Below are 21902 nucleotides of genomic sequence, written 5' to 3'. Positions count from 1 at the left end.
GAGTCCCCTGTATGTCTGAGTCGAAACGACTGTTTTTCGCCATTGAGCTGCCCGTGCCGATCCAACGGCAAATTGTTCGCTGGCGCGCCGAACACTTCCCGCCCGAAGCGGGCCGCCCGGTTGCTGCGGCAAACCTCCACCTGACGCTGGCTTTTCTGGGCGACGTCAGCGGCGAGAAACAGCGCGCCCTGGCGGCGATGGCCAGTCGGATTTCCCAGCCGGGATTTACGCTGACCCTTGACGATGCGGGGCAGTGGCTCCGCTCCCGCGTCGTCTGGCTGGGCACGCGCCAGCCGCCGCGCGGATTATTACAGCTTGCGAATATGCTGCGCGCCCAGGCGGCACGTAGCGGCTGTTACCAGAGTCCGCAGCCGTTTCATCCTCACATTACGCTACTGCGCGATGCCGGTCAGGCCGTTGCTATCCCGCCACCGGGCTTTTACTGGGCCTTTCCGGTGACCTCTTTCGCGCTGTACGAATCTGTTTTTTCACAAGGACGCACCCGCTATACGCCGCTCCAGCGCTGGACGCTGGGCGATACCCTAAGGAATTCTGATGAAGTTTAGTCCTGCACTGCAACACGCCACGCTTATTCAACGCTACAAGCGTTTTCTCGCTGATGTCGTCACCCCAGAAGGGGAGCCGTTAACGCTGCACTGCCCCAACACCGGGGCAATGACGGGATGTGCGACACCGGGTGACACGGTCTGGTATTCCACTTCAGAAAATACTAAACGCAAATATCCTCACACCTGGGAAATGACGCAAACCCAACAAGGGGCTTTTATTTGCGTTAACACCCTGCGCGCGAATCAATTAGTTAAGGAGGCTCTGACGAACGGAACCCTTCCCGAACTGGTGGGTTATGGCACCCATAAATCTGAAGTGAAATATGGCGATGAAGGCAGCAGAATTGACTTTATGTTACAGGCGGAAGACCGTCCCGAGTGCTATATTGAAGTCAAATCAGTCACGTTAGCGGATCAGGAAAATGGCTATTTCCCGGATGCAGTCACGCTACGGGGACAAAAGCATCTGCGGGAGCTGATGAGTGTTGCGGCGGCGGGCAAACGCGCCGTACTGCTGTTTGCGGTTTTGCACTCAGCCATTGAACGGTTTTCTCCAGCCCGCCATATTGATCTCAAATACGCGCAATTGTTGAATGAGGCACAAAAGCAGGGGGTAGAGGTTTTGGCTTATAAAGCGGAACTTTCTGCCGATAATATGACTCTGAGATCCTCTCTTCCCATTGTCTTATAAGGGAATAGACGATTGATGAATAAGTGTTCTGGCCGCGTGCGCAAATACGCTTTTCCTCACAGGCTTGTCAAGTGTTACGTTTAGATAATTGCCATACGGAAAAGCATCTGCTATTTATAGCGACCTGATTTTTCCCCCAACACGGGGATCGATAGTGCGTGTTAAGGAGAAGCAACATGCAAGAAGGGCAAAACCGTAAAACATCGTCCCTGAGTATTCTCGCCATCGCTGGGGTGGAGCCGTATCAAGAGAAACCGGGCGAAGAGTATATGAATGAAGCCCAGCTGTCGCACTTCAAGCGTATTCTTGAAGCATGGCGTAATCAACTCAGGGATGAAGTCGATCGCACCGTTAGTCATATGCAGGATGAAGCGGCTAACTTCCCGGATCCGGTAGACCGTGCCGCTCAGGAAGAAGAGTTCAGCCTTGAACTGCGTAACCGTGACCGCGAGCGCAAACTGATCAAAAAGATCGAAAAAACGCTGAAGAAGGTCGAGGACGAAGATTTTGGCTACTGCGAATCCTGTGGTGTTGAAATTGGCATTCGTCGCCTGGAAGCGCGTCCGACCGCCGATCTGTGCATCGACTGTAAAACGCTGGCAGAAATCCGCGAAAAACAGATGGCGGGTTAATCCCGGTCCTGTTTACCCACTCCAAAGGCGGGAGTCTCTCCCGCCTTATTACTGTTGATATGTCTGAATCTCACTATATCGGGCGCTTCGCGCCATCCCCCTCCGGTGAATTACATTTCGGCTCGTTAATTGCCGCTCTCGGCAGCTACCTGCAGGCTCGCGCACGCCTGGGTAAATGGCTCGTCCGCATTGAAGATATTGATCCTCCACGTGAAGTTCCCGGTGCAGCAGACACCATTCTGCGTCAGCTGGAACATTACGGTCTTCACTGGGACGGCGAAGTTGTCTGGCAATCAACACGTCACGACGCCTACCGGGAACGTCTGGCCTGGCTCGCTGAGCAAGGGCTCTCATATAACTGCACCTGTACCCGCGCCCGCATACAGAGCGTGGGGGGCGTCTATGACGGCCACTGCCGCACGCTCAACCACGGCCCGGAAAACGCCGCCGTTCGCCTGATCCAGCGTGCCCCTGTGCTCCACTTTAACGACCTGCTCTCTGGCGACATTCATGCGGATGAACGGCTGGCACGGGAAGATTTTATTATCCACCGCCGTGACGGGCTGTTTGCCTATAACCTGGCGGTGGTGGTGGATGACCACTTTCAGGGCGTCACCGAAATTGTGCGCGGAGCCGATCTGGTTGAACCTACGGTGCGGCAAATAGCGTTGTATCACCAGTTTGGCTGGACGGCACCGGATTACATTCATCTGCCGCTGGCCGTCAACGAGCGGGGCGATAAGCTGTCGAAGCAAAACCACGCCCCCGCCCTGCCAGAGGGCGATCCGCGCCCCGTTTTGATCGACGCGTTACGATTTCTCAACCAGAATGTAACCAACGAATGGCAGGATCTTTCCATTGACGAATTGCTGAAACAGGCCGTTGCCACCTGGTCGCTCACGAGCGTGCCAAAAATCCAGCATTCTCAAATGCGTTGCGCTGAGCTATGATTAGCCGCTTTTTTCATAACAAAACACACTACGAGGTGTACCATTTTTACCCGAGTCGCTAATTTTTGCCGTAAAGTGCTAAGCCGCGAAGAGAGCATGGCGAATGACGCTATTGCGCAACCACAGATGTCGGTTATCCCGCGTGAGCAGCACAATATTTCCCGCAAAGATATCAGTGAAAATGCCCTCAAGGTGCTCTATCGTCTGAATAAAGCGGGCTACGAGGCCTATCTCGTTGGCGGTGGAGTACGTGATTTACTGCTGGGCAAAAAACCCAAAGATTTCGACGTGACGACCAGCGCCACGCCCGAACAGGTGCGTAAATTATTCCGCAATTGCCGTCTCGTTGGCCGCCGTTTCCGTCTGGCACACGTCATGTTTGGGCCGGAAATTATTGAGGTGGCGACGTTCCGTGGTCACCACGAAGCGGGCGCATCCGATCGCACAACTTCCCAGCGTGGCCAGAACGGTATGCTGCTGCGCGACAACATCTTCGGTTCGATCGAAGAAGATGCCCAGCGTCGCGATTTCACCATCAACAGCCTTTACTACAGCGTGGCGGATTTCACCGTGCGTGATTACGTCGGCGGCATGCAGGATCTGAAAGAGGGCCTGATTCGCCTGATCGGCACGCCGGAAACCCGGTATCGCGAAGATCCGGTGCGTATGCTGCGGGCCGTGCGTTTCGCCGCCAAGCTGGATATGCGCATCAGCCCGGAGACGGCAGAGCCGATCCCGCGTCTGGCGACGCTTATCAATGACGTACCGCCAGCCCGCCTGTTCGAAGAAGCGCTCAAACTGCTGCAAGCCGGTCACGGATTTGCCACCTATAACCTGCTGCGCGAATACAACCTTTTCCAGCCTTTATTCCCGTCCATTACCCGCTACTTCACCGAAAATGGTGACAGCCCAATGGAACGCATGATTGCGCAGGTGCTGAAGAATACCGACACCCGTATCCGCAACGATATGCGCGTGAACCCGGCGTTCCTGTTTGCGGCGATGTTCTGGTATCCGCTGCTGGAAACGGCTCAGCGCATTACCCAGGAAAGCGGCCTCGCCTATTATGACGCTTTTGCCCTGGCGGCAAACGACGTACTGGACGAAGGCTGCCGTACGCTGGCCATTCCGAAACGTATTACCACGCTGGTGCGCGATATCTGGCAGCTTCAGCTGCGTATGTCCCGTCGTCAGGGCAAACGCGCCTGGAAGCTGATGGAGCATCCTAAGTTCCGCGCGGCCTTTGATCTGCTCTCTCTGCGTGCTGAAATTGAACGCAACCAGGAGCTGCAGCGTCTGGCGCAGTGGTGGGCCGAGTTCCAGGTCTCCGCACCGCCGGAGCAGAAAGACATGCTCACTGGCCTTGATGAAGAGCCGGCGCCGCGTCGTCGTCACCGTCGTCCGCGCAAGCGCGCACCGCGTCGCGAAGGCACGGCATGACCCTCGCGTATATCGCTATCGGCAGCAATCTTGCCTCTCCTCTGGAGCAGGTTAATGCTGCCGTTCAGGCGCTGGGTGAGATCCCCCAGAGCCGCATTGTGGCAGTCTCCTCGTTTTACCGTACACCGCCGCTCGGCCCGCAGGATCAGCCTGATTACCTGAATGCCGCCGTGGTGCTGGACACCGCGCTGGATGCCGAAACGTTGCTGGATAACACCCAGCGCATTGAGCTGCAACAGGGTCGCGTGCGTAAAGCAGAGCGCTGGGGGCCACGTACCCTTGACCTCGACATCATGCTGTTTGGCAACGAGGTGATTAACACTTCACGCCTGACGGTGCCGCATTACGACATGAAAAATCGCGGATTTATGCTCTGGCCGCTGTTTGAAGTCGCCCCCGATCTCACCTTCCCGGACGGCATCCCGCTCAGGGAGATCCTGGACAACCTCCACGCAGAAAAACCCGCTCGCTGGTAAGCTTGTGCCCCCGCGCATTAGCCACAAAATAATTGTGGCTAATAGACGACCTAAAATCATTGTTCCCTCGAATGTTACTGTTAGAATGCGCAAAGATTCGCTTTGGGTTATCAGGAAACAGTATGAAACCAACCACCATCTCCTTACTGCAGAAATGCAAACAGGAAAAGAGACGCTTCGCCACCATCACCGCATATGACTACAGCTTCGCCAAACTGTTTGCCGAAGAGGGGATCAACGTCATGCTGGTCGGGGATTCGTTAGGGATGACGGTACAAGGACATGACTCTACCCTGCCGGTCACGGTCGAGGATATTGCTTACCACACCCGAGCCGTGCGCCGTGGTGCACCTGCCTGCCTTCTGCTTTCCGATCTGCCGTTTATGGCCTACGCCACGCCGGAGCAGGCTTTCGACAATGCGGCGGCCGTGATGCGCGCAGGTGCTAATATGGTCAAAATCGAAGGCGGCGCCTGGCTGGTGGAGACGGTAAGAATGCTCACCGAACGCGCCGTGCCGGTGTGCGGACATTTGGGCCTCACACCACAGTCCGTCAATATCTTTGGCGGTTACAAGGTGCAGGGCCGCGGTGATGCCGCGCAGGCGCTGTTTGACGATGCCCTCGCGCTGGAAGCGGCAGGCGCACAGCTGCTGGTGCTGGAATGTGTACCGGTTGAGCTGGCAAAACGCATCACCGACGCGCTGTCTATTCCGGTCATCGGGATTGGGGCTGGCAACGTGACCGACGGTCAGATTCTGGTGATGCACGACGCCTTTGGCATCACCGGCGGCCATATCCCGAAATTCGCCAAAAATTTCCTTACTGAAGCGGGCGACATGCGCGCCGCGGTCAGGCAGTATATTGCCGACGTCGAATCCGGTGTTTACCCGGGTGAAGAACACAGTTTCCATTAAGGAGTCTTGTTGTGCTAATCATTGAAACCCTGCCGCTGCTTCGCCAGCATATTCGCCGTGCACGACAGGAAGGTAAACGTATCGCACTGGTCCCGACCATGGGTAACCTGCATGACGGCCATATGAAACTGGTCGACGAAGCGAAAGCCCGTGCAGATATCGTGGTGGTCAGTATCTTCGTTAATCCGATGCAGTTTGACCGCGCGGACGACCTGGCGCGCTATCCTCGTACGCTGCAGGAAGATTGCGAGAAACTGAAAAAGCGCCATGCGGACTTCGTCTTTGCGCCGGCACCTGCAGATGTCTACCCTCAGGGTACGGAAGAGTCCACGTACGTTGATGTCCCGGGCATTTCGACCATGCTCGAAGGGGCCAGCCGTCCAGGCCACTTCCGCGGCGTATCCACTATCGTCAGCAAGCTGTTCAACCTGGTGCAGCCGGACGTTGCCTGCTTTGGTGAGAAAGATTTCCAGCAGCTGGCTCTGATCCGTAAGATGGTTGCCGACATGGGTTATGATATCGAGATCGTGGGCGTGCCGATTGTACGTGCCAAAGACGGTCTGGCGCTCAGCTCCCGTAACGGCTATCTGACCGCTGACCAGCGTAAGATTGCCCCAGGATTAAGCAAAGTCATGAATACCATGGCAGAGCAACTGTCGGCGAAAGAGTTGACCGCTGAAGAGATCGTGGCCCTGGCTGAACAAGCGCTGAACGATAAAGGCTTCCGCGCTGACGATATTCAAATCCGTGATGCTGACACGCTGCTTGAGTTAACCGACGCCAGCAAGCGCGCGGTTATTCTGGTGGCTGCATGGCTCGGCCAGGCGCGCCTTATCGACAACAAAGTGGTTGAACTGGCATAACCTTCTTACCCTCCCCTCTTACAGGAGGGGTTAACGCATGATTAAAGGTACACGTAATGATTCGCAAAATGCTGCAAGGTAAGCTTCACCGTGTGAAAGTCACGCAGGCCGACCTGCACTATGAAGGCTCCTGCGCGATCGATCAGGATTTTCTCGACGCGGCGGGTATTCTTGAAAACGAAGCGATTGATATCTGGAACGTGAACAACGGCAAACGCTTCTCCACCTACGCGATTGCCGCAGAGCGTGGGTCTAAGATCATCTCCGTTAACGGTGCCGCCGCGCACTGTGCTGACGTAGGGGATATTGTCATCATCGCGAGCTTCGTCATGATGTCCGACGAAGAGGCGCGCCGCTGGCAGCCTAAAGTCGCCTATTTTGAAGGCGACAACGAGATGAAACGCACCGCAAAGGCGATTCCGGTACAGGTTGCCTGATGCCGCCAGGAGCGGAGCCTTCAGGTTCCGCTCCTCAAAGGTAAAGAAAACATCCTTTTTTTGTATACATAGCCTCTCCTCTATTTATTTCCCCTATTTTCTCCTCTCTCAGCGTTTCTCTTGGTTTAAAAAAAACATTATTCTGAATGATATAATTAAAGGAATGATCTTTGCCATTTATAATCTAAACAATGCAATATAATTTGGCCGCAATAAAAATCGTCTCTCTCCGTTCATTCAAAACAAATTTAAAGATCATTTTCAATAACTTATCAAATATTCAATTTTTCTAATAATGGCTTTTAGCAATTTTAAATACCCAACCCATTCATAGATCCCTATCATCATTTTGCTTAAATTAAATCTGTACAATGTTTTTAAATGGAATTTAAATTATGTTAAAAAAAACGTTATTAGCTTCAGCTGTAACTTTGTTTGCAATGGGTTCTTTTTCAGCAATAGCAGACACCGATATCGGTTTAATCACATTTGACGGTGCGGTAACAGACACAACGTGTAATATTTCCACCGCCAATGGTGAATCACAAAATAATATTACTATTACCTTACCAGTTGTTAAAAAATCTGATGTTGAATCAACCACCGTCGATACCGGTGTCGGCTCTAAGAATTTTGAACTGCTGCTCACCAACTGCCCAGGAACATTAAAGACTGCTTCAGCAAGCTTTATGTCAAAAAATATGGGTGCCATTGCAAACGGTACTATTGAACCTGACGCCAACGTAGCAGGCTCAGCAACCAACGTTGCACTTGCCTTGTATAATAATGCCCCTACCGAATCTTCTCGTATTATGGTCGGCCAGCCTGCTAATAATACGCAGAAAGCCAATCTCACCGCCGGTTCCGGCAAGCTGTTCTATCGCGTTGCATACGTTCCGGGTTCCAACTGGGTGAAAGACACGAACCCAGTGCAGTCAGGTAAAGTCAGCGCCAACGCGTACTTCACCATGAGCTACGAATAATTTTATCCCTCCCGTTAATGTGCCCTGTTGGGCACATTTTTGCGTATTTATTGAGAGTTTACATGTACGTACTGAATATTAAGAGCGGACTAAAAGCCCTGCTGCTGGCCTCGATGAGCGTGTTTGCTCTTAACGCCAGTGCAGATATTGTGATTTCCGGCACCCGTGTCATTTATCCTGAATCGGCAAAAGACGTAACGGTGTCAATGGATAACCGTGGCACCCGGCCTCTGCTGGTACAGACCTGGCTCGATGATGGAAGGGATACCACTAACCCTCAGGAGCTGAAACTGCCTTTTATTGTGACGCCGCCCGTTTCGCGTGTTGAACCGCAAAAAGGGCAAACCGTCAGAATCACCTGGCTGGGTCAGGCATTGCCAAAAGATAAAGAATCGCTGTTCTGGTTTAACGTTCTGGAAGTTCCGCCGAAGGCTAAGGAGAGCGATAACCAAAGTATGCTTCAGCTTGCTTTCCGCACCCGCATTAAACTCTTTTTCCGTCCCACTGGGTTAAAAGGGGAACCGACAGACGCGGCCAAAAATCTTAAGTGGTCCCAAACCCGACAAGGGCAAAAAATCGTTTTAAGTGCGAAAAATGACTCGCCTTATTATGTGTCGCTGGCAAGTGCGGCGCTTATTTCAGGCGGTAAAAGTTACGAGATCGAAACGCATTATATTGAACCGTTCTCAAGCCAGACGATGAATGTGAAAAATTACACCTCATCTGGAAATAGCAAAATAACCTGGCAAGCCATTAATGATTTCGGTGGAATTGATAAGTATGAGTCTATACCGCATTGATTCCCTGTCAGCTTCAGAACATTCACAAAAACTATAATTAGCGTTGCCCTGGGACAGAGTTCATCATGCACTTTAGACGTTCGCTACTATGTTTATCGATAAGTGCGGTATTGCCGTTATGTGCATTTGCTGCTGAAAATAATAACGAAGAAGACGTGCAGTTTAACGAGCAGTTTCTTTATAACACTGGCGCATCCATTGATATCAGTCGTTTTTCAAAAGGCAACCCTGTTATTGCCGGAACCTATAAGGTGAAGATGATCGTTAACGGGAAACCTTCCGTTACCACGGATCTTCTGTTTAAGGAGAATGGCACACCGCGCGCCACTCCCTGCATCACCCCGAAACGACTCACGCAAGCAAATGTCACCACCGAGCAACTGAAACACCCTGAGGAGGATTCTGCTGACACCTGTGTCTCTATGCCAGACGCCTATCCCGGCTCGCGTGTGGCTTACGATCCCTCCACACAGGAGTTAGACCTTTCCATTCCTCAGGCTTTCGTCATTCAGCGTCCTGCGGGATTTGTCGATCCTTCACTGTGGGAAGACGGGATCCCGGTGGCCATGCTCTCATGGGATCTTAACGGCTGGCACGCAGACATGCCGGATTCCAGCACTGATACGGCCTATGCAGGTCTGCGCTATGGGGCAAACCTGGGGCCATGGCGACTCCGGGCGCGAGGCAACCTGAACTGGGATCAGGATTCCGGTACCCATTACGCCAGTCAGGATATCTATCTTCAGCGTGATATCACGCCGCTGAAAGCGCAGTTTATCGCCGGCGATTCCTATACCCGTGGCGACGCCTTCGATTCCATTAGCCTGCGCGGGGCGCGTTTGTATAACGATGACCGTATGCTTCCAAATGGTATATCGACCTATGCGCCGGTGATCCGAGGGGTTGCAAACAGCAACGCCAAAGTCACGATCGCCCAAAGCGGCAATACGATTTACGAAACCTCCGTCCCCCCAGGACCGTTTGAAATCACCGACCTCAGTACAACAGGTTACGGTAGCGCTCTCATCGTCACGGTAGAAGAGACGGATGGGAGCAAACGTTCCTTCTCAGTCGCCTATTCTTCCGTCGCACAAATGCTTCGTCCTGGCTACTCCCGATGGGATGTCGGCGTGGGTGAACTGCGTGACGACAGCCTGCGCGACAAACCAAAGGTGGGATATGCAACGGGCTACTATGGCTTAACCAATACCTTCACGGGGTATGCGGGCCTGGAATATACCGATAGCGATTTTTACGCCGCATTGCTGGGTATTGCCATGAATACCAGAGTCGGCGCATTCGCCCTTGATGTCACGCATTCGGATGCCCGGATAGACGGCTTACGACATCTCACGGGCGAAAGTTATCGCGTCTCCTACAGCAAACTTATGGAAGCCACGAATACCTCTTTCAACGTCGCCGCCTACCGGTTTTCAACGTCTGACTATCTCAGCCTGAACGATGCGGCCTCGTTGACCAATGAGATCAAATACCGTGACAGGGAGCGTAACCCGGAACGTAACAATAGCGACGTGTATCAGACCTTCCAGCGCATGAAAAACCAGATCCAGGTGAATATCAGCCAACCGCTGAATATTGCCGATCTTGATTTGGGATCGCTGTATGTCAACTCAACCTGGCAGGACTACTGGAATGAAAGCAGTTCGTCGGCGCAATACTCGGTTGGCCACAGTCATTCGTTAAGCTGGGGAAGTTATAGCCTCACCGTGCAGCGCACCTACAATGAGTTTGGGGAAAAAGATGACAGCGTCTATCTGAACCTCACAATTCCATTCGACACGCTGATGGGTAACAGCAAGCGAGCGGGTGGATTCTCCTCACTCACGACGGGCATCGGCAGCGATTTAAAAGGCGGCAGTAGCTTTAACGCCAGCGCCAATGGCAATACCGAAGATAACCGTTTCAGTTACAGCATTACCGAAAGCACCACGCGTTACGACGATACGTTAAATCAGTTAAGCGGGTACGGCAGTTACAACGGCCCGCATGGACCGCTAAGCCTTTCCGTCTCCGCCTCAGATGACGGTACACGACAATATTCTGCCAGCTATAGCGGCGGAATGGTTCTGCACTCCGGTGGCGTAACACTCGCCCCAGGCAGCATCAGCGAAAGCGATACGCTTGCCTTAATTAAAGCTGAGGGGGCAGAAGGCGCCCGCGTCTCTATCGGAAACGGTGAAATCGGCGCCTCAGGCTATGCCGTTATGCCCTATCTGTCCGCCTACCGTGAAAACAGCGTTGGTCTTGATATCAGCGAAATGCACTCTGACGTGGAGGTGAAAAATACCCGCTCCACCACCGTTCCCCGTAGCGGTGCCGTTGTGCTGGTTAACTTTGAAACCGATCAGGGGCGCTCAGTGTTAATGGAACTGATGCGTGACGATGGCGGGTTTATCCCGTTAGGCGCCGATGTGCAAACCGACCAGGGCGTATCCGTGGGTAGCGTGGGTCAGGCCGGGCAAGCCTGGATCCGCGGAATTGAAGATAAAGGAACGTTAAACATCGTCTGGGGAAATGAGCCCGGCACATCCTGTACCGTCTCCTACCACATCCCACCGGATGCGAAAAAGATTGGACCGACAACGCTGCTGACGGGCCAGACCTGCCGCGTCACAGCCTTATAAAGGGAGTTAAAACATGCTTTTTAGAGCCTGGAAAAAAACAGGGTTAGTTATTTTAAGCACGGGGCTAATGGCGCTGTCGCTGGAAACACATGCCGATAATCTCGATATTACTTTTACCGCGAATATCCGTGACACCACCTGCGATATGAAAATCGAAGGCGGCAGCGGTGATGGCACCAGCAACGTTATCCCCATTGGGACTAACGGCAAGGTGCGCCTGGATTACATCATCCTGAAAAATGCCAAAGCCACGACCAACTTTAAACTCAAAATGGTCTCATGCCCGCCAAGTCTGGCATCGCTGAAAACCACCATCAGCGGTAGCGCCAGCCCGCTGACGACGGCAATTAAGAACTCACTCTCCGGCGACGGCAGTGCGGAAAATATTGGCGTGGCGATTTCCCGTACCGCCACCCCGAATACCCCCTTTGTCATTAATTCATCCACCGATACACAGCGCCTCGTCTGGTCGAGCGGAGAGATAAGTGCTGGCGAGGTACCACTTCTGGCAACGCTGGTGGAAACCGCAAACGGTCAGGGCACGACCGGCAATTTTAGCGGTATCGCTACGTTTAATTTCACCTATGAATAACTGGCAGCAATGCGGAGCGTTGATATGAAAATGAAAATGACATTACTGGTGCTTGCAATAACTGCCACCCTGCCTTCCGTTGCGTTAAGTGCGATTACGGGGACGACGAGCGTGCAGGCAACGTTTACATCCACCATTGAGGCCGGGACCTGTAACGCGGAGATTCAAAACGCCAGCGGAGCCCCGATTGACATTTTGCCGTTTGGCGATGTGTTTAAGTCTGACCTGGTGAGCCAGAGCCGACGAGAAACCTTCAAAATTGCCTTCACGAACTGTGCCGGGGTAAAAAACGCCGCCATTCAGGCCATGCCGGGTGCAGGCGGGTCGTGTACCGGTAACGCATATGCAGCCGGGCATAACGTCGGCTTTGAAATCTGGAAAGGCTCTGTCGACTCAGGCTCCATATTGAACTGCGCCACTGTCCCGACGTCTGTCATCAACCTGTCTAACGGGACGGGGAATTTTGAGATGGATGCGCGCATCGTCATTGCAAATGGTAAAACGATTTCGGACGTGACGACAGGTTCGGTCAATGCGCCCGTGACGTTTACCGTGACCTATCAATAATGTTTATTCAGACAGGTAGCTTAAACAGGATGTTCCAGTCCCGCTTAATCTTAAGAAATGCGATGTCATGGCTGGCCCTCTGCATGGGGTTTCCCGCAGCGGGTTTTGCCTCCAGCCTGGAAATGGATATGACGGCAAACATTATCAACAATACGTGCCAGGTCAGTATTCCAGAAAGTGGAAGCGTAACGCTGCCAACGGTGGGAAAAACGTGGTTTTATACCGCGGAGGGCACCGATCGACTTCAACCAGCAGACCCCGCGGGAGGAACACGCTTTATGATTCAGGTTGTGGACTGCAGCGGGGATGAATCGGGATCCGGACAAGCGCTGCACTTTACCTTTAAACCGCAATCTGCCCAAATTGATGGGATTTCAAAACAGATATTCAGTAATGAAACATCCGCCCTTGCTGGCGGCGCTGAAAACGTGGGGATTGTTATTTTTTCTGAATCCAATAATCAAAACGTCCTCGACAGCGAGGGGCAGTCTGATGTGGAGGTCAAAATAGCGACCCCATCAGACCAACAAAGCTATTTGAAAGCGTATAACTTTTACGCCCGCTACCAAAATTACGGCCCGGTCAGCGCAGGAAAAGTGACCGCGCGCGCATTAGTCAGCGTGACATATCGCTAACAGGCAACGCTAAAAAGGAACAATTATGGCACAGCGTCCTGGGATAACCGTGTCCCCACGTTTTAACGGTTTTATCATTTTATTTATGTTTTTAACCATGAACGCTTTTTACGCCCATGCAGATATTGAGTGTAAATTTCGATTTGGCGACACGCAGTCCATCGGCGACTATAATGGCGCAAAGCCGACCCTGCAAATCGTGGATAATGTCGCTGTTCCTACAAAAATCAGCTCGCTATATCGCCTGAATCTGAGCCCCGGATTAAGTAGTAAATGCACGATAGGAAAACATGGCGAAAACATTTTCACCCTGGCAGACGCCAGTCTGTTAGTCGGCAGTATTGATGGTAAAGCTTTATTCAAAACCAATGTAACCGGAATAGCCTATGCTCTGGCTTTTGGCACAGTAGACAATACCGCCACGGCCTATTTCGCTCCCAGTACGAGCTGGTTTCTTGCATTACACATGAATGACCAGGATGAGCTGCTGGATAATCGCGCCTGGCGGGCCATGGTCGAATTTTACCAACTTCCCACGTTTGCCGGTATTCCTGCTAACGTAGTATCTATTGGCCCGGTTGGTGGAACAATTGGAAAAATTACCATTGGAGACCCGGTGGGATCCGATCCAGACGATCATCCCAAACCGACCATTACCATAGCCAATATGGCCTTCATTACACCAATAGAAAAACCCACCTGCACGCTCACGGCTCCCAAAACCGTAGACCTGGGGGATTATGGTGTATCCGATATCGAGAACGATAAAACCATAAACGCCGATTTTGGGGTGACAGGGAATTGCACCAACACCCGTAAAGTCACCGTGAAGTTGACCACCAGTAAAACAACCGGGACCGATGGCTCATTACTCGCCAACACCGCATCGTCGAACGCGGCACAAGGCGTGGGCGTGTTACTGAAGTGGCCGAACAACAGGCAGATAGTGCCTAATTCAACTAGCAGCTATACCGCACAAGATAATACTACCCTCACGATATTCAGTTGGTTACTTACGGCCCGGTTAGTTAAGTCTGATACAGAAAAAGTCACTTCAGGCACGTTCAGCGCCATCGGCACCCTGCAGTTTACCTACGAATAGCTTACCCCTGCGGCTGGTTGCTGATCAGCCGCGACATGGTCTCCAGCGAATCCGTTCTTAAGATGTACAGGCGTTTCAGTAAGAACGGATTATCCCCCGGCTTGACCTTCCCTTTTACCGTTGTCACTGCGAGGTGAAAACCGGCGTCATTCGCGGCTTTTATGGCTTTATTGTCATAGCCACCAAACTGATAAGAGAGATACAGCACGCGCGGGTTAAACTGCGCCAGCGCCCGGCGCGAGCGTTCGAAATCAAACAAAATCACGTGGTAGCTGCGGCTCAGTAGAATCGGATGCTTGTTACCATCCACGCGGTGCAGGAAGTGCGTGTGGGACTGAATGTCAAACACGTCCTGGATGCCCTTCAACTCCTGAACGCTCATAAATTGAAGTGATTTCGGATCCCACTTTTGCGGATGACGCTTAATGCGGGATGAGATGATAAACGCCGTGGCGTTAAACCCGTACTCTTTCAGAATCGGGTAAGCATAGCGGCTTACGGATTTCAGTCCGTCATCAAACGTGATCACCACCGATTTGGCCGGCAGGTTCAGTTTGTTACGTACATACCCTTCCAGCTGATACATCGTCAGGGTGGTATACCCCTGGTCACGCAGCCAGGCCATCTGGTTATTGAACGCGCGCACGCTGGTGGTGGTAGAGGTATGCCGGAAGCGCGTGTTCTCTTCATCACGCAGAATATGATGGTAGGTCAGCACCGGGAGGCCATTATCTTCCTGCGCGTCCAGGCTGCTGATCCATGCCAGGCGATTACCGATACGGATCTGGTACCACGTCTGGTTTAAGCGGTCTTTGAGTTTGCTTAAAACCGGATACCGCAAATTGGCGCTCAGCGTACCGAATGGCGCACTGCCGCTGGACGGCGCGTTGTACACCGGCGTGTCTTTCCAGGTGATCAGGTTTTGATTACTGAGCGGCTTATTAAGATCGCCAAGGCTGTCCTCAACGCGCTGCTTTCCCTGCACCTGCTCCAGATGGCCTTTATCGATAAATCCTGTCCCGAAGCCGAAGCGAAACTCGTAATAATCCGCAGCGGTAGGCACAACGGCAAGGATCTGTCCGGCTCTGACATGGCCGACGTTAACGACCTCGTTTCCCACCTGCGCCCAGATAGCCGCATCTTCAGTGGTTTGCATGTACTGGGCAGGAAGACCTTGCTGACTTAATAAACTGGCTGATGCCCCGCCAGAGAGAACCAGCAGGCACAGGAACAAAATACGCGTGAACATGTATGTGATATCGGTACGAATAAACTGGTGCCATTGTAACAAATGCACCATCAATACCAATGTTTAATTCTTATACAGGTCGTGAAGAAGAACGAAGGGGGGATTTTTCTGCTGTTGATGCCACAGGCTGCTGACGCCCGGCTCACCCTGCGCCACGATGGCATCGCGAAACTCTGCGCTGCTTAATAATTCACGCCGTGGATACATTAACTCAAGCAGGGGAAGATCAATACCGGAGATCACTTCGCAGCAGTCGTGTTTGTGGCTCAACAGAGCAGCCACGCGATACGGTGCTGCGCCAGATTTATCGGTGAGAAAGATAACGCCTTCGCCAGTGTCGGTTTCATGCAGGGCATCGCACATCATCCGGCTCAGCATGTTGGTGCTCAGACCTTGCCAGTAATTCACCGCACGACACTGCGCCAGTGGACCAAACCTGGCTTCAAGCTTTATCAACATCTCCTGCGCCTGTTCATCGTGGCAGGTAATGACCCATCCCAGCATAACTCTCTCCTTAGCAGGCGAGTAGTTTAGCGAAGTGAAGATTAGCTTACGGTGATAACAGTCAAAAAAAAGGCCCGGCAACCAGAAAGTCACCGGGCGGAAGGTTAGCTGCGCAGTCCGCGTCCGCGCTGGATTAAGTACCAGCACAGCAGGTAGAAGGCGACGATAAACACCACCAGCACCGCAACGGTAGTGAACAGCGGTACGTCAGTAATGCCGAGGAAGCCGAAGCGGAAACCGCTGATCATGTAGACAATCGGGTTCAGGTGCGACAACGCCTGCCAGAACGGCGGCAGCAGCGTCAGGGAATAAAACACCCCACCCAGATAGGTCAGCGGCGTCAGCACAAAGGTCGGGATCAGGCTGATATCGTCAAACGTTTTGGCAAACACCGCGTTCAGCAGACCGGCAAGCGAAAACAGGATCGCCGTCAACAGCAGCGTCAGCCCCACGAACAGCCAGGAGTGCACCTGGAACGGCACGAAGAACAAGGAGATAGCCGTCACCAGGATCCCGACGCACAGGCCGCGCGCTACACCACCGCCGACGTAACCCGCAATGATCACATGCGTTGGCACCGGTGCCACCAGCAGCTCCTCAATGTTGCGCTGGAACTTAGCGCTAAAGAAAGACGAAGCCACGTTGGCATAGGCGTTGGTGATCACCGCCATCATGATCAAACCCGGAACGATAAACTGCATATAGGTAAAGCCATGCATCTCACCAATGCGGGAACCAATCAGATTACCGAAGATGATGAAATAGAGCGTCATGGTGATCACCGGCGGCACCAGGGTTTGTACCCAGATGCGCATAAAGCGGTTAATCTCTTTCGCCCAGATGCTTTTCAGCGCGACCCAATAAAGATGCGTCATGCCTTGTCTCCTTGTTTATCCTGCACCAGAGAGACAAACAGCTCTTCCAGTCGGTTCGCTTTGTTACGCATACTTAAAACCTGAATGCCCTGGGCACTCAGCTGGGAGAAGACGCTGTTAATGCCCTGCTCCCGCAATACTTCCACCTCCAGCGTGGAGGTGTCGACCAGGCGATACTGGTACCCTTCAAGCTTCGGCAGCGCGCTTTTTGCCGCCAGATCCAGAATGAACGTTTCTGATTTGAGCTTCGAGAGCAGATCCTTCATTGAGGTGTTTTCCACCAGCTCGCCGTTCTGAATGATGCCGATGTTGCGGCACAGCATTTCCGCTTCTTCAAGGTAGTGCGTCGTCAAAATAATGGTGGTGCCTTTGTCGTTGAGATCTTTCAGGAACCCCCACATTGAGCGACGAAGCTCAATATCTACCCCGGCGGTGGGCTCGTCGAGGATCAACAGTTTTGGCTCATGCATCAGCGCACGGGCAATCATCAGACGGCGCTTCATGCCGCCAGACAGCATACGCGCACGTTCGTTACGTTTTTCCCATAGATCAAGCTGCTTCAGGTACTTTTCGCTGCGAGCTAACGCTTCTTTTCGCTCAACGCCGTAGTAGCCCGCCTGGTTGACGACGATCTGCTGCACCGTCTCAAACGGGTTGAAGTTGAACTCCTGCGGTACCAGACCGAGCTGACGTTTGGCGTTGACCACATCTTTTTGCAGATCGTAGCCAAACACGCAGACCCGGCCAGAGGTCTTATTGACCAGCGAGCTGATAATGCCGATGGTCGTCGATTTCCCCGCGCCATTCGGCCCCAGAAGCGCATAGAAATCCCCCGCTTCTACTTTGAGATCTATCCCGCGTAGCGCCTGAACGCCGCCCGGATAGGTTTTTTTAAGCTGCTCAAGCTCCAGTGCAATCGCCATGAATTAAACTTACCTTAGGTTCTGACACACGTTGTGTGGTTTCATTAAAAGTCGGGTTACCCTATAGTAGCGCAACGCAATCACTTGGTTACAGGTCGCTAACCTCCATGAACAACATAGATACACTCATCAGCAACAATGCACTATGGTCAAAAATGCTGGTGGAGGAAGACCCCGGTTTTTTTGGAAAGCTCGCGCAAGCGCAGAATCCACGCTTTCTCTGGATTGGATGTTCCGACAGCCGTGTTCCGGCTGAGCGACTGACGGGCCTTGAGCCCGGCGAACTGTTTGTTCACCGTAACGTTGCCAACCTGGTGATTCATACCGATCTCAACTGCCTGTCTGTCGTTCAGTACGCCGTAGACGTCCTGGAGGTCGAGCACATCATTATTTGCGGTCACTACGGCTGCGGCGGCGTGCAGGCCGCTGTGGAAAACCCGGAACTGGGGCTCATCGATAACTGGCTGCTGCACATCCGCGATATCTGGTTCAAACATAGCTCACTGCTGGGTGAAATGCCGCAGGAGCGCCGGATGGACACGCTGTGTGAACTGAACGTGATGGAGCAGGTGTATAACCTGGGTCATTCAACGATCATGCAGTCAGCGTGGAAGCGCGGGCAGAAGGTCTCTATCCACGGCTGGGCGTACGGCATTCACGACGGCCTGCTGCGCAATCTGGAAGTGACCGCCACCAACCGCGAAACGCTGGAGCAGCGTTACCGTTCGGGCATTGCCAACCTCAAGCTTAAGCATGTGAACCATAAATAAAGCGGGGATTTTCTCCCTCTCCCTGTGGGAGAGGGCTGGGGTGAGGGCACCAGGCCGCACTACTCGTCCAGAAGCACAACCTTCCCAACATACGGCAGATGGCGATAACGCTGCGCGTAGTCAATACCGTAACCGACGACGAACTCGTCCGGAATAGAGAAACCAACAAACTCCACCGGTACCTGCACTTCACGGCGGTCTGGTTTATCCAGCAGAGTACAGATGGCCAGGGATTTCGGCTCACGCAGGCTCAGGATCTCGCGCACTTTAGAAAGCGTGTTACCGGAGTCGATGATGTCTTCGACGATCAACACATCTTTGCCACGAATATCTTCATCCAGATCTTTCAGGATTTTCACATCACGGGTTGTGGACATGCCGCTGCCATAGCTGGAGGCGGTCATAAAATCGACCTCATGTGACACCTGCACTTCACGGCACAGGTCTGCCATGAACATGAAAGAGCCACGCAACAGACCAACCAGCACCATTTCGCTGCCGCTGTCCTTGTAATGTTCGGTGATTTGACGACCCAGTTCGGCGATACGCGCTTTGATCTCGGCTTCCGGGATCATCACTTCAACAGTATGTTTCATATTACTAACCATATGATTTTAATGAAAATCTCTCAATGCGGATGAGTGTTATTCCGGCATCGATACGCAAGCCAGCCATTATATCAGCAAATGGCTAAGCCTGGCGTATGAGTTATAAAAAGCAAATATTGTGATTCCGATCACACTTGTTAATACCTATAATTAGTTGCTAGCAAATTATTAACAAAAACTGACGAGTACACTTTCTATGGCTGAAACAAACTCTAAACAGCCGCGTCTACTGGTGACACTAACAGCGTTATTCGCCGCCTTCTGCGGCCTGTACCTGTTAATCGGTGGCGTCTGGCTGGTCGCAATTGGCGGCTCCTGGTACTACCCCATTGCGGGCCTGGTTATGCTTGGCGTAACTGTTCTGCTCTGGCGTAGAAAACAATCCGCACTGTGGCTTTATGCGGTATTACTCCTCGCAACCATGATCTGGGGCGTCTGGGAAGTCGGGTTCGACTTCTGGGCACTGACGCCACGCAGCGACATTCTGGTCTTCTTCGGTATCTGGCTGATCCTGCCGTTCGTCTGGCGTCGCCTGATTGTGCCTTCCAGCGGTGCCGTTGCGGCGCTGCTTGTCGCTCTGCTAATCAGTGGCGGTATCCTGACCTGGGCCGGCTTTAACGACCCGCAGGAGATCAACGGTACGCTGAATGCAGAATCCACCCCTGCGGCGGCTATCTCGCAGGTGGCTGACGGCGACTGGCCAGCGTATGGCCGTAACCAGGAAGGTCAGCGCTACTCCCCGCTGAAGCAGATCAACGCGGACAACGTGAAAAACCTCAAAGAAGCCTGGGTATTCCGTACCGGCGATCTGAAGATGCCAAACGATCCGGGTGAACTGACCAACGAAGTGACGCCAATTAAAGTGGGCAACATGCTTTATCTGTGTACGGCGCACCAGCGTCTGTTCGCGCTCGACGCGGCCACCGGTAAAGAGAAATGGCACTTCGATCCGCAGCTGAACTCCAACCCGTCGTTCCAGCACATCACCTGCCGCGGTGTCTCTTACCACGAAGCGCGTGCGGATAATGCCAGCCCGGACGTCATTGCCGACTGTCCTCGCCGCATTATGCTGCCGGTGAACGATGGCCGCCTGTTCGCGATTAACGCCGAAACCGGCAAGCTGTGCGAAACCTTCGCCAACAAAGGTATCCTGAACCTGCAGACCAACATGCCGGACACCACGCCGGGTCTGTATGAACCCACCTCACCGCCAATCATCACCGATAAAACCATCGTGATTGCTGGTTCGGTCACGGATAACTTCTCCACCCGCGAAACCTCTGGCGTTATCCGTGGTTTCGACGTGAATACCGGTAAACTGCTGTGGGCCTTCGATCCGGGCGCGAAAGATCCTAACGCGATCCCGTCTGATGAACACACCTTTACCTTCAACTCGCCAAACTCCTGGGCACCGGCTGCGTATGATGCGAAGCTGGATCTGGTCTACCTGCCAATGGGCGTGACCACGCCTGATATCTGGGGCGGTAACCGTACCCCTGAGCAGGAACGTTATGCCAGCTCCATTCTGGCGCTGAACGCGACCACTGGTAAACTGGCGTGGAGCTACCAGACCGTACACCACGATCTGTGGGATATGGATATGCCGTCCCAGCCAACGCTGGCGGACGTTACCGTTAACGGCAAAACCGTTCCGGTGATTTATGCTCCGGCGAAAACCGGTAACATCTTCGTACTGGACCGTCGTAACGGCGAGCTGGTTGTGCCTGCACCGGAAAAACCGGTTCCTCAGGGCGCGGCTAAAGGCGATTACGTCACTAAAACGCAGCCGTTCTCCGAACTGAGCTTCCGTCCGAAGAAAGACCTCAGCGGCGCAGACATGTGGGGTGCCACCATGTTTGACCAGCTGGTGTGCCGCGTAATGTTCCATCAGCTGCGCTATGAAGGCATCTTTACCCCGCCTTCTGAGCAGGGCACGCTGGTCTTCCCGGGTAACCTTGGGATGTTCGAATGGGGTGGGATCTCCGTTGACCCTAACCGTCAGGTAGCGATCGCCAACCCGATGGCGCTGCCGTTTGTCTCTAAACTGATCCCACGTGGTCCGGGTAACCCGATGGAGCAGCCGAAAGACGCGAAAGGCAGCGGTACCGAAGCCGGTATTCAGCCGCAGTACGGCGTACCGTTTGGCGTGACCCTGAATCCGTTCCTGTCTCCGTTTGGTCTGCCGTGTAAACAGCCTGCCTGGGGATATATCTCCGGTCTGGATCTGAAAACCAACCAGATCGTGTGGAAAAAACGTATTGGTACCCCGCAGGACAGCATGCCGTTCCCGATGCCGGTTCCGGTGCCGTTCAACATGGGTATGCCAATGCTGGGTGGCCCAATTTCCACCGCCGGTAACGTGCTGTTCATCGCGGCAACCGCAGATAACTACCTGCGCGCGTACAACATGACCAACGGTGAGAAACTGTGGCAAGGCCGTCTGCCAGCCGGTGGGCAGGCAACGCCGATGACCTATGAAGTGAATGGCAAGCAGTACGTTGTCATCTCTGCGGGCGGTCACGGTTCGTTTGGCACGAAGATGGGCGACTATATTGTCGCGTATGCGTTGCCGGATGACGCAAAATAAATGCAAAACGGCAACCTCGGTTGCCGTTTTTTATGTTTGTTCCCTCTCCCACCGGGAGAGGGCCAGGGTGAGGGCATCAGGCCGCACCTG

Annotated in this window: 23 protein-coding genes; 18 read left to right on the top strand and 5 right to left on the bottom strand. The window is 53.2% G+C overall.

Going from position 1 to position 21902, the window contains the following annotated elements; translation table 11 throughout:
- The first annotated feature begins 11 nt into the window (after positions 1-11).
- The 16 genes from thpR to ACQG22_RS03905 all read left to right on the top strand — a co-directional run bounded on the left by thpR (position 12) and on the right by ACQG22_RS03905 (position 14296).
- The gene (thpR, locus tag ACQG22_RS03980; protein ID WP_369706558.1) at positions 12-566 is read left to right on the top strand and encodes an RNA 2',3'-cyclic phosphodiesterase; all 555 of its coding nucleotides are present in this window, start codon (positions 12-14) and stop codon (positions 564-566) included.
- Entirely contained in the window at positions 556-1260 is a 705-nt protein-coding gene (gene sfsA, locus ACQG22_RS03975) for a DNA/RNA nuclease SfsA (protein ID WP_013095633.1), read from the top strand. The genes thpR and sfsA overlap by 11 nt, the downstream gene beginning before the upstream one ends.
- A gap of 176 nt (positions 1261-1436) precedes the next feature.
- Positions 1437-1892 (top strand): RNA polymerase-binding protein DksA, encoded by a 456-nt coding sequence (gene dksA, locus ACQG22_RS03970; RefSeq protein ID WP_013095632.1) that lies wholly within the window; start codon positions 1437-1439, stop codon positions 1890-1892.
- 59 nt (positions 1893-1951) lie between these two features.
- A complete protein-coding gene (gene gluQRS / locus ACQG22_RS03965; RefSeq protein WP_029883633.1) occupies positions 1952-2842 on the top strand; it encodes a tRNA glutamyl-Q(34) synthetase GluQRS in 891 nt (296 codons plus the stop codon).
- 42 nt (positions 2843-2884) lie between these two features.
- Positions 2885-4282, top strand: a complete 1398-nt coding sequence (gene pcnB / locus ACQG22_RS03960; protein WP_072193776.1) for a polynucleotide adenylyltransferase PcnB — start codon at positions 2885-2887, stop codon at positions 4280-4282.
- Positions 4279-4758 carry a 2-amino-4-hydroxy-6-hydroxymethyldihydropteridine diphosphokinase gene (folK, locus tag ACQG22_RS03955; protein ID WP_013095629.1) on the top strand — a complete coding sequence of 160 codons (480 nt, stop codon included), beginning with the start codon at positions 4279-4281 and terminating at the stop codon, positions 4756-4758. The genes pcnB and folK overlap by 4 nt, the downstream gene beginning before the upstream one ends.
- A 122-nt stretch (positions 4759-4880) precedes the next feature.
- Entirely contained in the window at positions 4881-5672 is a 792-nt protein-coding gene (gene panB, locus ACQG22_RS03950; protein ID WP_013095628.1) for a 3-methyl-2-oxobutanoate hydroxymethyltransferase, read from the top strand.
- Positions 5673-5683: 11 nt separating this feature from the next.
- Positions 5684-6535: a pantoate--beta-alanine ligase gene (gene panC, locus ACQG22_RS03945; protein ID WP_013095627.1), complete on the top strand. Its 852-nt coding sequence runs from the start codon at positions 5684-5686 to the stop codon at positions 6533-6535.
- Between the two features lie 56 nt (positions 6536-6591).
- Positions 6592-6972: an aspartate 1-decarboxylase gene (panD, locus tag ACQG22_RS03940; protein ID WP_003856284.1), complete on the top strand. Its 381-nt coding sequence runs from the start codon at positions 6592-6594 to the stop codon at positions 6970-6972.
- A gap of 395 nt (positions 6973-7367) precedes the next feature.
- Positions 7368-7955 (top strand): fimbrial protein, encoded by a 588-nt coding sequence (locus tag ACQG22_RS03935; protein WP_013095626.1) that lies wholly within the window; start codon positions 7368-7370, stop codon positions 7953-7955.
- 62 nt (positions 7956-8017) lie between these two features.
- A complete protein-coding gene (locus tag ACQG22_RS03930) occupies positions 8018-8755 on the top strand; it encodes a fimbrial chaperone (RefSeq protein WP_013095625.1) in 738 nt (245 codons plus the stop codon).
- A 65-nt stretch (positions 8756-8820) separates the two neighbouring features.
- Positions 8821-11400 carry an outer membrane usher protein gene (locus ACQG22_RS03925; protein ID WP_369706559.1) on the top strand — a complete coding sequence of 860 codons (2580 nt, stop codon included), beginning with the start codon at positions 8821-8823 and terminating at the stop codon, positions 11398-11400.
- A 13-nt stretch (positions 11401-11413) separates the two neighbouring features.
- Positions 11414-11992 (top strand): fimbrial protein, encoded by a 579-nt coding sequence (locus ACQG22_RS03920; protein WP_047023393.1) that lies wholly within the window; start codon positions 11414-11416, stop codon positions 11990-11992.
- Positions 11993-12016: 24 nt separating this feature from the next.
- Positions 12017-12559: a fimbrial protein gene (locus tag ACQG22_RS03915; protein WP_052123593.1), complete on the top strand. Its 543-nt coding sequence runs from the start codon at positions 12017-12019 to the stop codon at positions 12557-12559.
- A 29-nt stretch (positions 12560-12588) separates the two neighbouring features.
- Entirely contained in the window at positions 12589-13194 is a 606-nt protein-coding gene (locus tag ACQG22_RS03910; protein WP_072039872.1) for a fimbrial-like protein, read from the top strand.
- Positions 13195-13219: 25 nt separating this feature from the next.
- Positions 13220-14296: a fimbrial protein StkG gene (locus ACQG22_RS03905; RefSeq protein WP_040022741.1), complete on the top strand. Its 1077-nt coding sequence runs from the start codon at positions 13220-13222 to the stop codon at positions 14294-14296.
- Position 14297: 1 nt separating this feature from the next.
- On the opposite strand, the gene ACQG22_RS03900 is transcribed toward ACQG22_RS03905, so the two are convergent.
- From ACQG22_RS03900 to ACQG22_RS03885, 4 genes are all read right to left on the bottom strand, one after another.
- Positions 14298-15545 carry a polysaccharide deacetylase family protein gene (locus ACQG22_RS03900; protein ID WP_369706560.1) on the bottom strand — a complete coding sequence of 416 codons (1248 nt, stop codon included), beginning with the start codon at positions 15543-15545 and terminating at the stop codon, positions 14298-14300.
- Between the two features lie 63 nt (positions 15546-15608).
- Positions 15609-16049 carry a PTS sugar transporter subunit IIA gene (locus ACQG22_RS03895; protein ID WP_040022739.1) on the bottom strand — a complete coding sequence of 147 codons (441 nt, stop codon included), beginning with the start codon at positions 16047-16049 and terminating at the stop codon, positions 15609-15611.
- Positions 16050-16153: 104 nt separating this feature from the next.
- Positions 16154-16924, bottom strand: a complete 771-nt coding sequence (locus ACQG22_RS03890; protein WP_013095617.1) for an ABC transporter permease — start codon at positions 16922-16924, stop codon at positions 16154-16156.
- Complete coding sequence (locus tag ACQG22_RS03885) at positions 16921-17847, bottom strand: ABC transporter ATP-binding protein (protein WP_013095616.1); 927 nt, start codon at positions 17845-17847, stop codon at positions 16921-16923. The genes ACQG22_RS03890 and ACQG22_RS03885 overlap by 4 nt, the downstream gene beginning before the upstream one ends.
- 107 nt (positions 17848-17954) lie before the next feature.
- On the opposite strand from ACQG22_RS03885, the gene can reads away from it, so the two are divergent.
- Complete coding sequence (gene can / locus ACQG22_RS03880) at positions 17955-18617, top strand: carbonate dehydratase (protein WP_013095615.1); 663 nt, start codon at positions 17955-17957, stop codon at positions 18615-18617.
- 59 nt (positions 18618-18676) lie between these two features.
- Here the strand turns inward: can and hpt are convergent, their stop codons facing one another.
- Complete coding sequence (gene hpt / locus ACQG22_RS03875) at positions 18677-19213, bottom strand: hypoxanthine phosphoribosyltransferase (protein WP_013095614.1); 537 nt, start codon at positions 19211-19213, stop codon at positions 18677-18679.
- A gap of 208 nt (positions 19214-19421) precedes the next feature.
- Between hpt and ACQG22_RS03870 the strand changes: the two genes are divergently transcribed.
- Positions 19422-21812, top strand: coding sequence for a glucose/quinate/shikimate family membrane-bound PQQ-dependent dehydrogenase (locus ACQG22_RS03870; protein WP_139937242.1), 2391 nt, complete (start codon positions 19422-19424; stop codon positions 21810-21812).
- The last annotated feature ends 90 nt before the right edge of the window (positions 21813-21902 follow it).

Source organism: Enterobacter cloacae complex sp. 309I3 (genome assembly GCF_050031595.1).
Taxonomy (GTDB): Bacteria; Pseudomonadota; Gammaproteobacteria; order Enterobacterales; family Enterobacteriaceae; genus Enterobacter; species Enterobacter cloacae.
The sequence above is the reverse complement of the archived record's forward strand: the minus strand, read 5'-3'. Positions and strand labels throughout refer to the sequence as shown.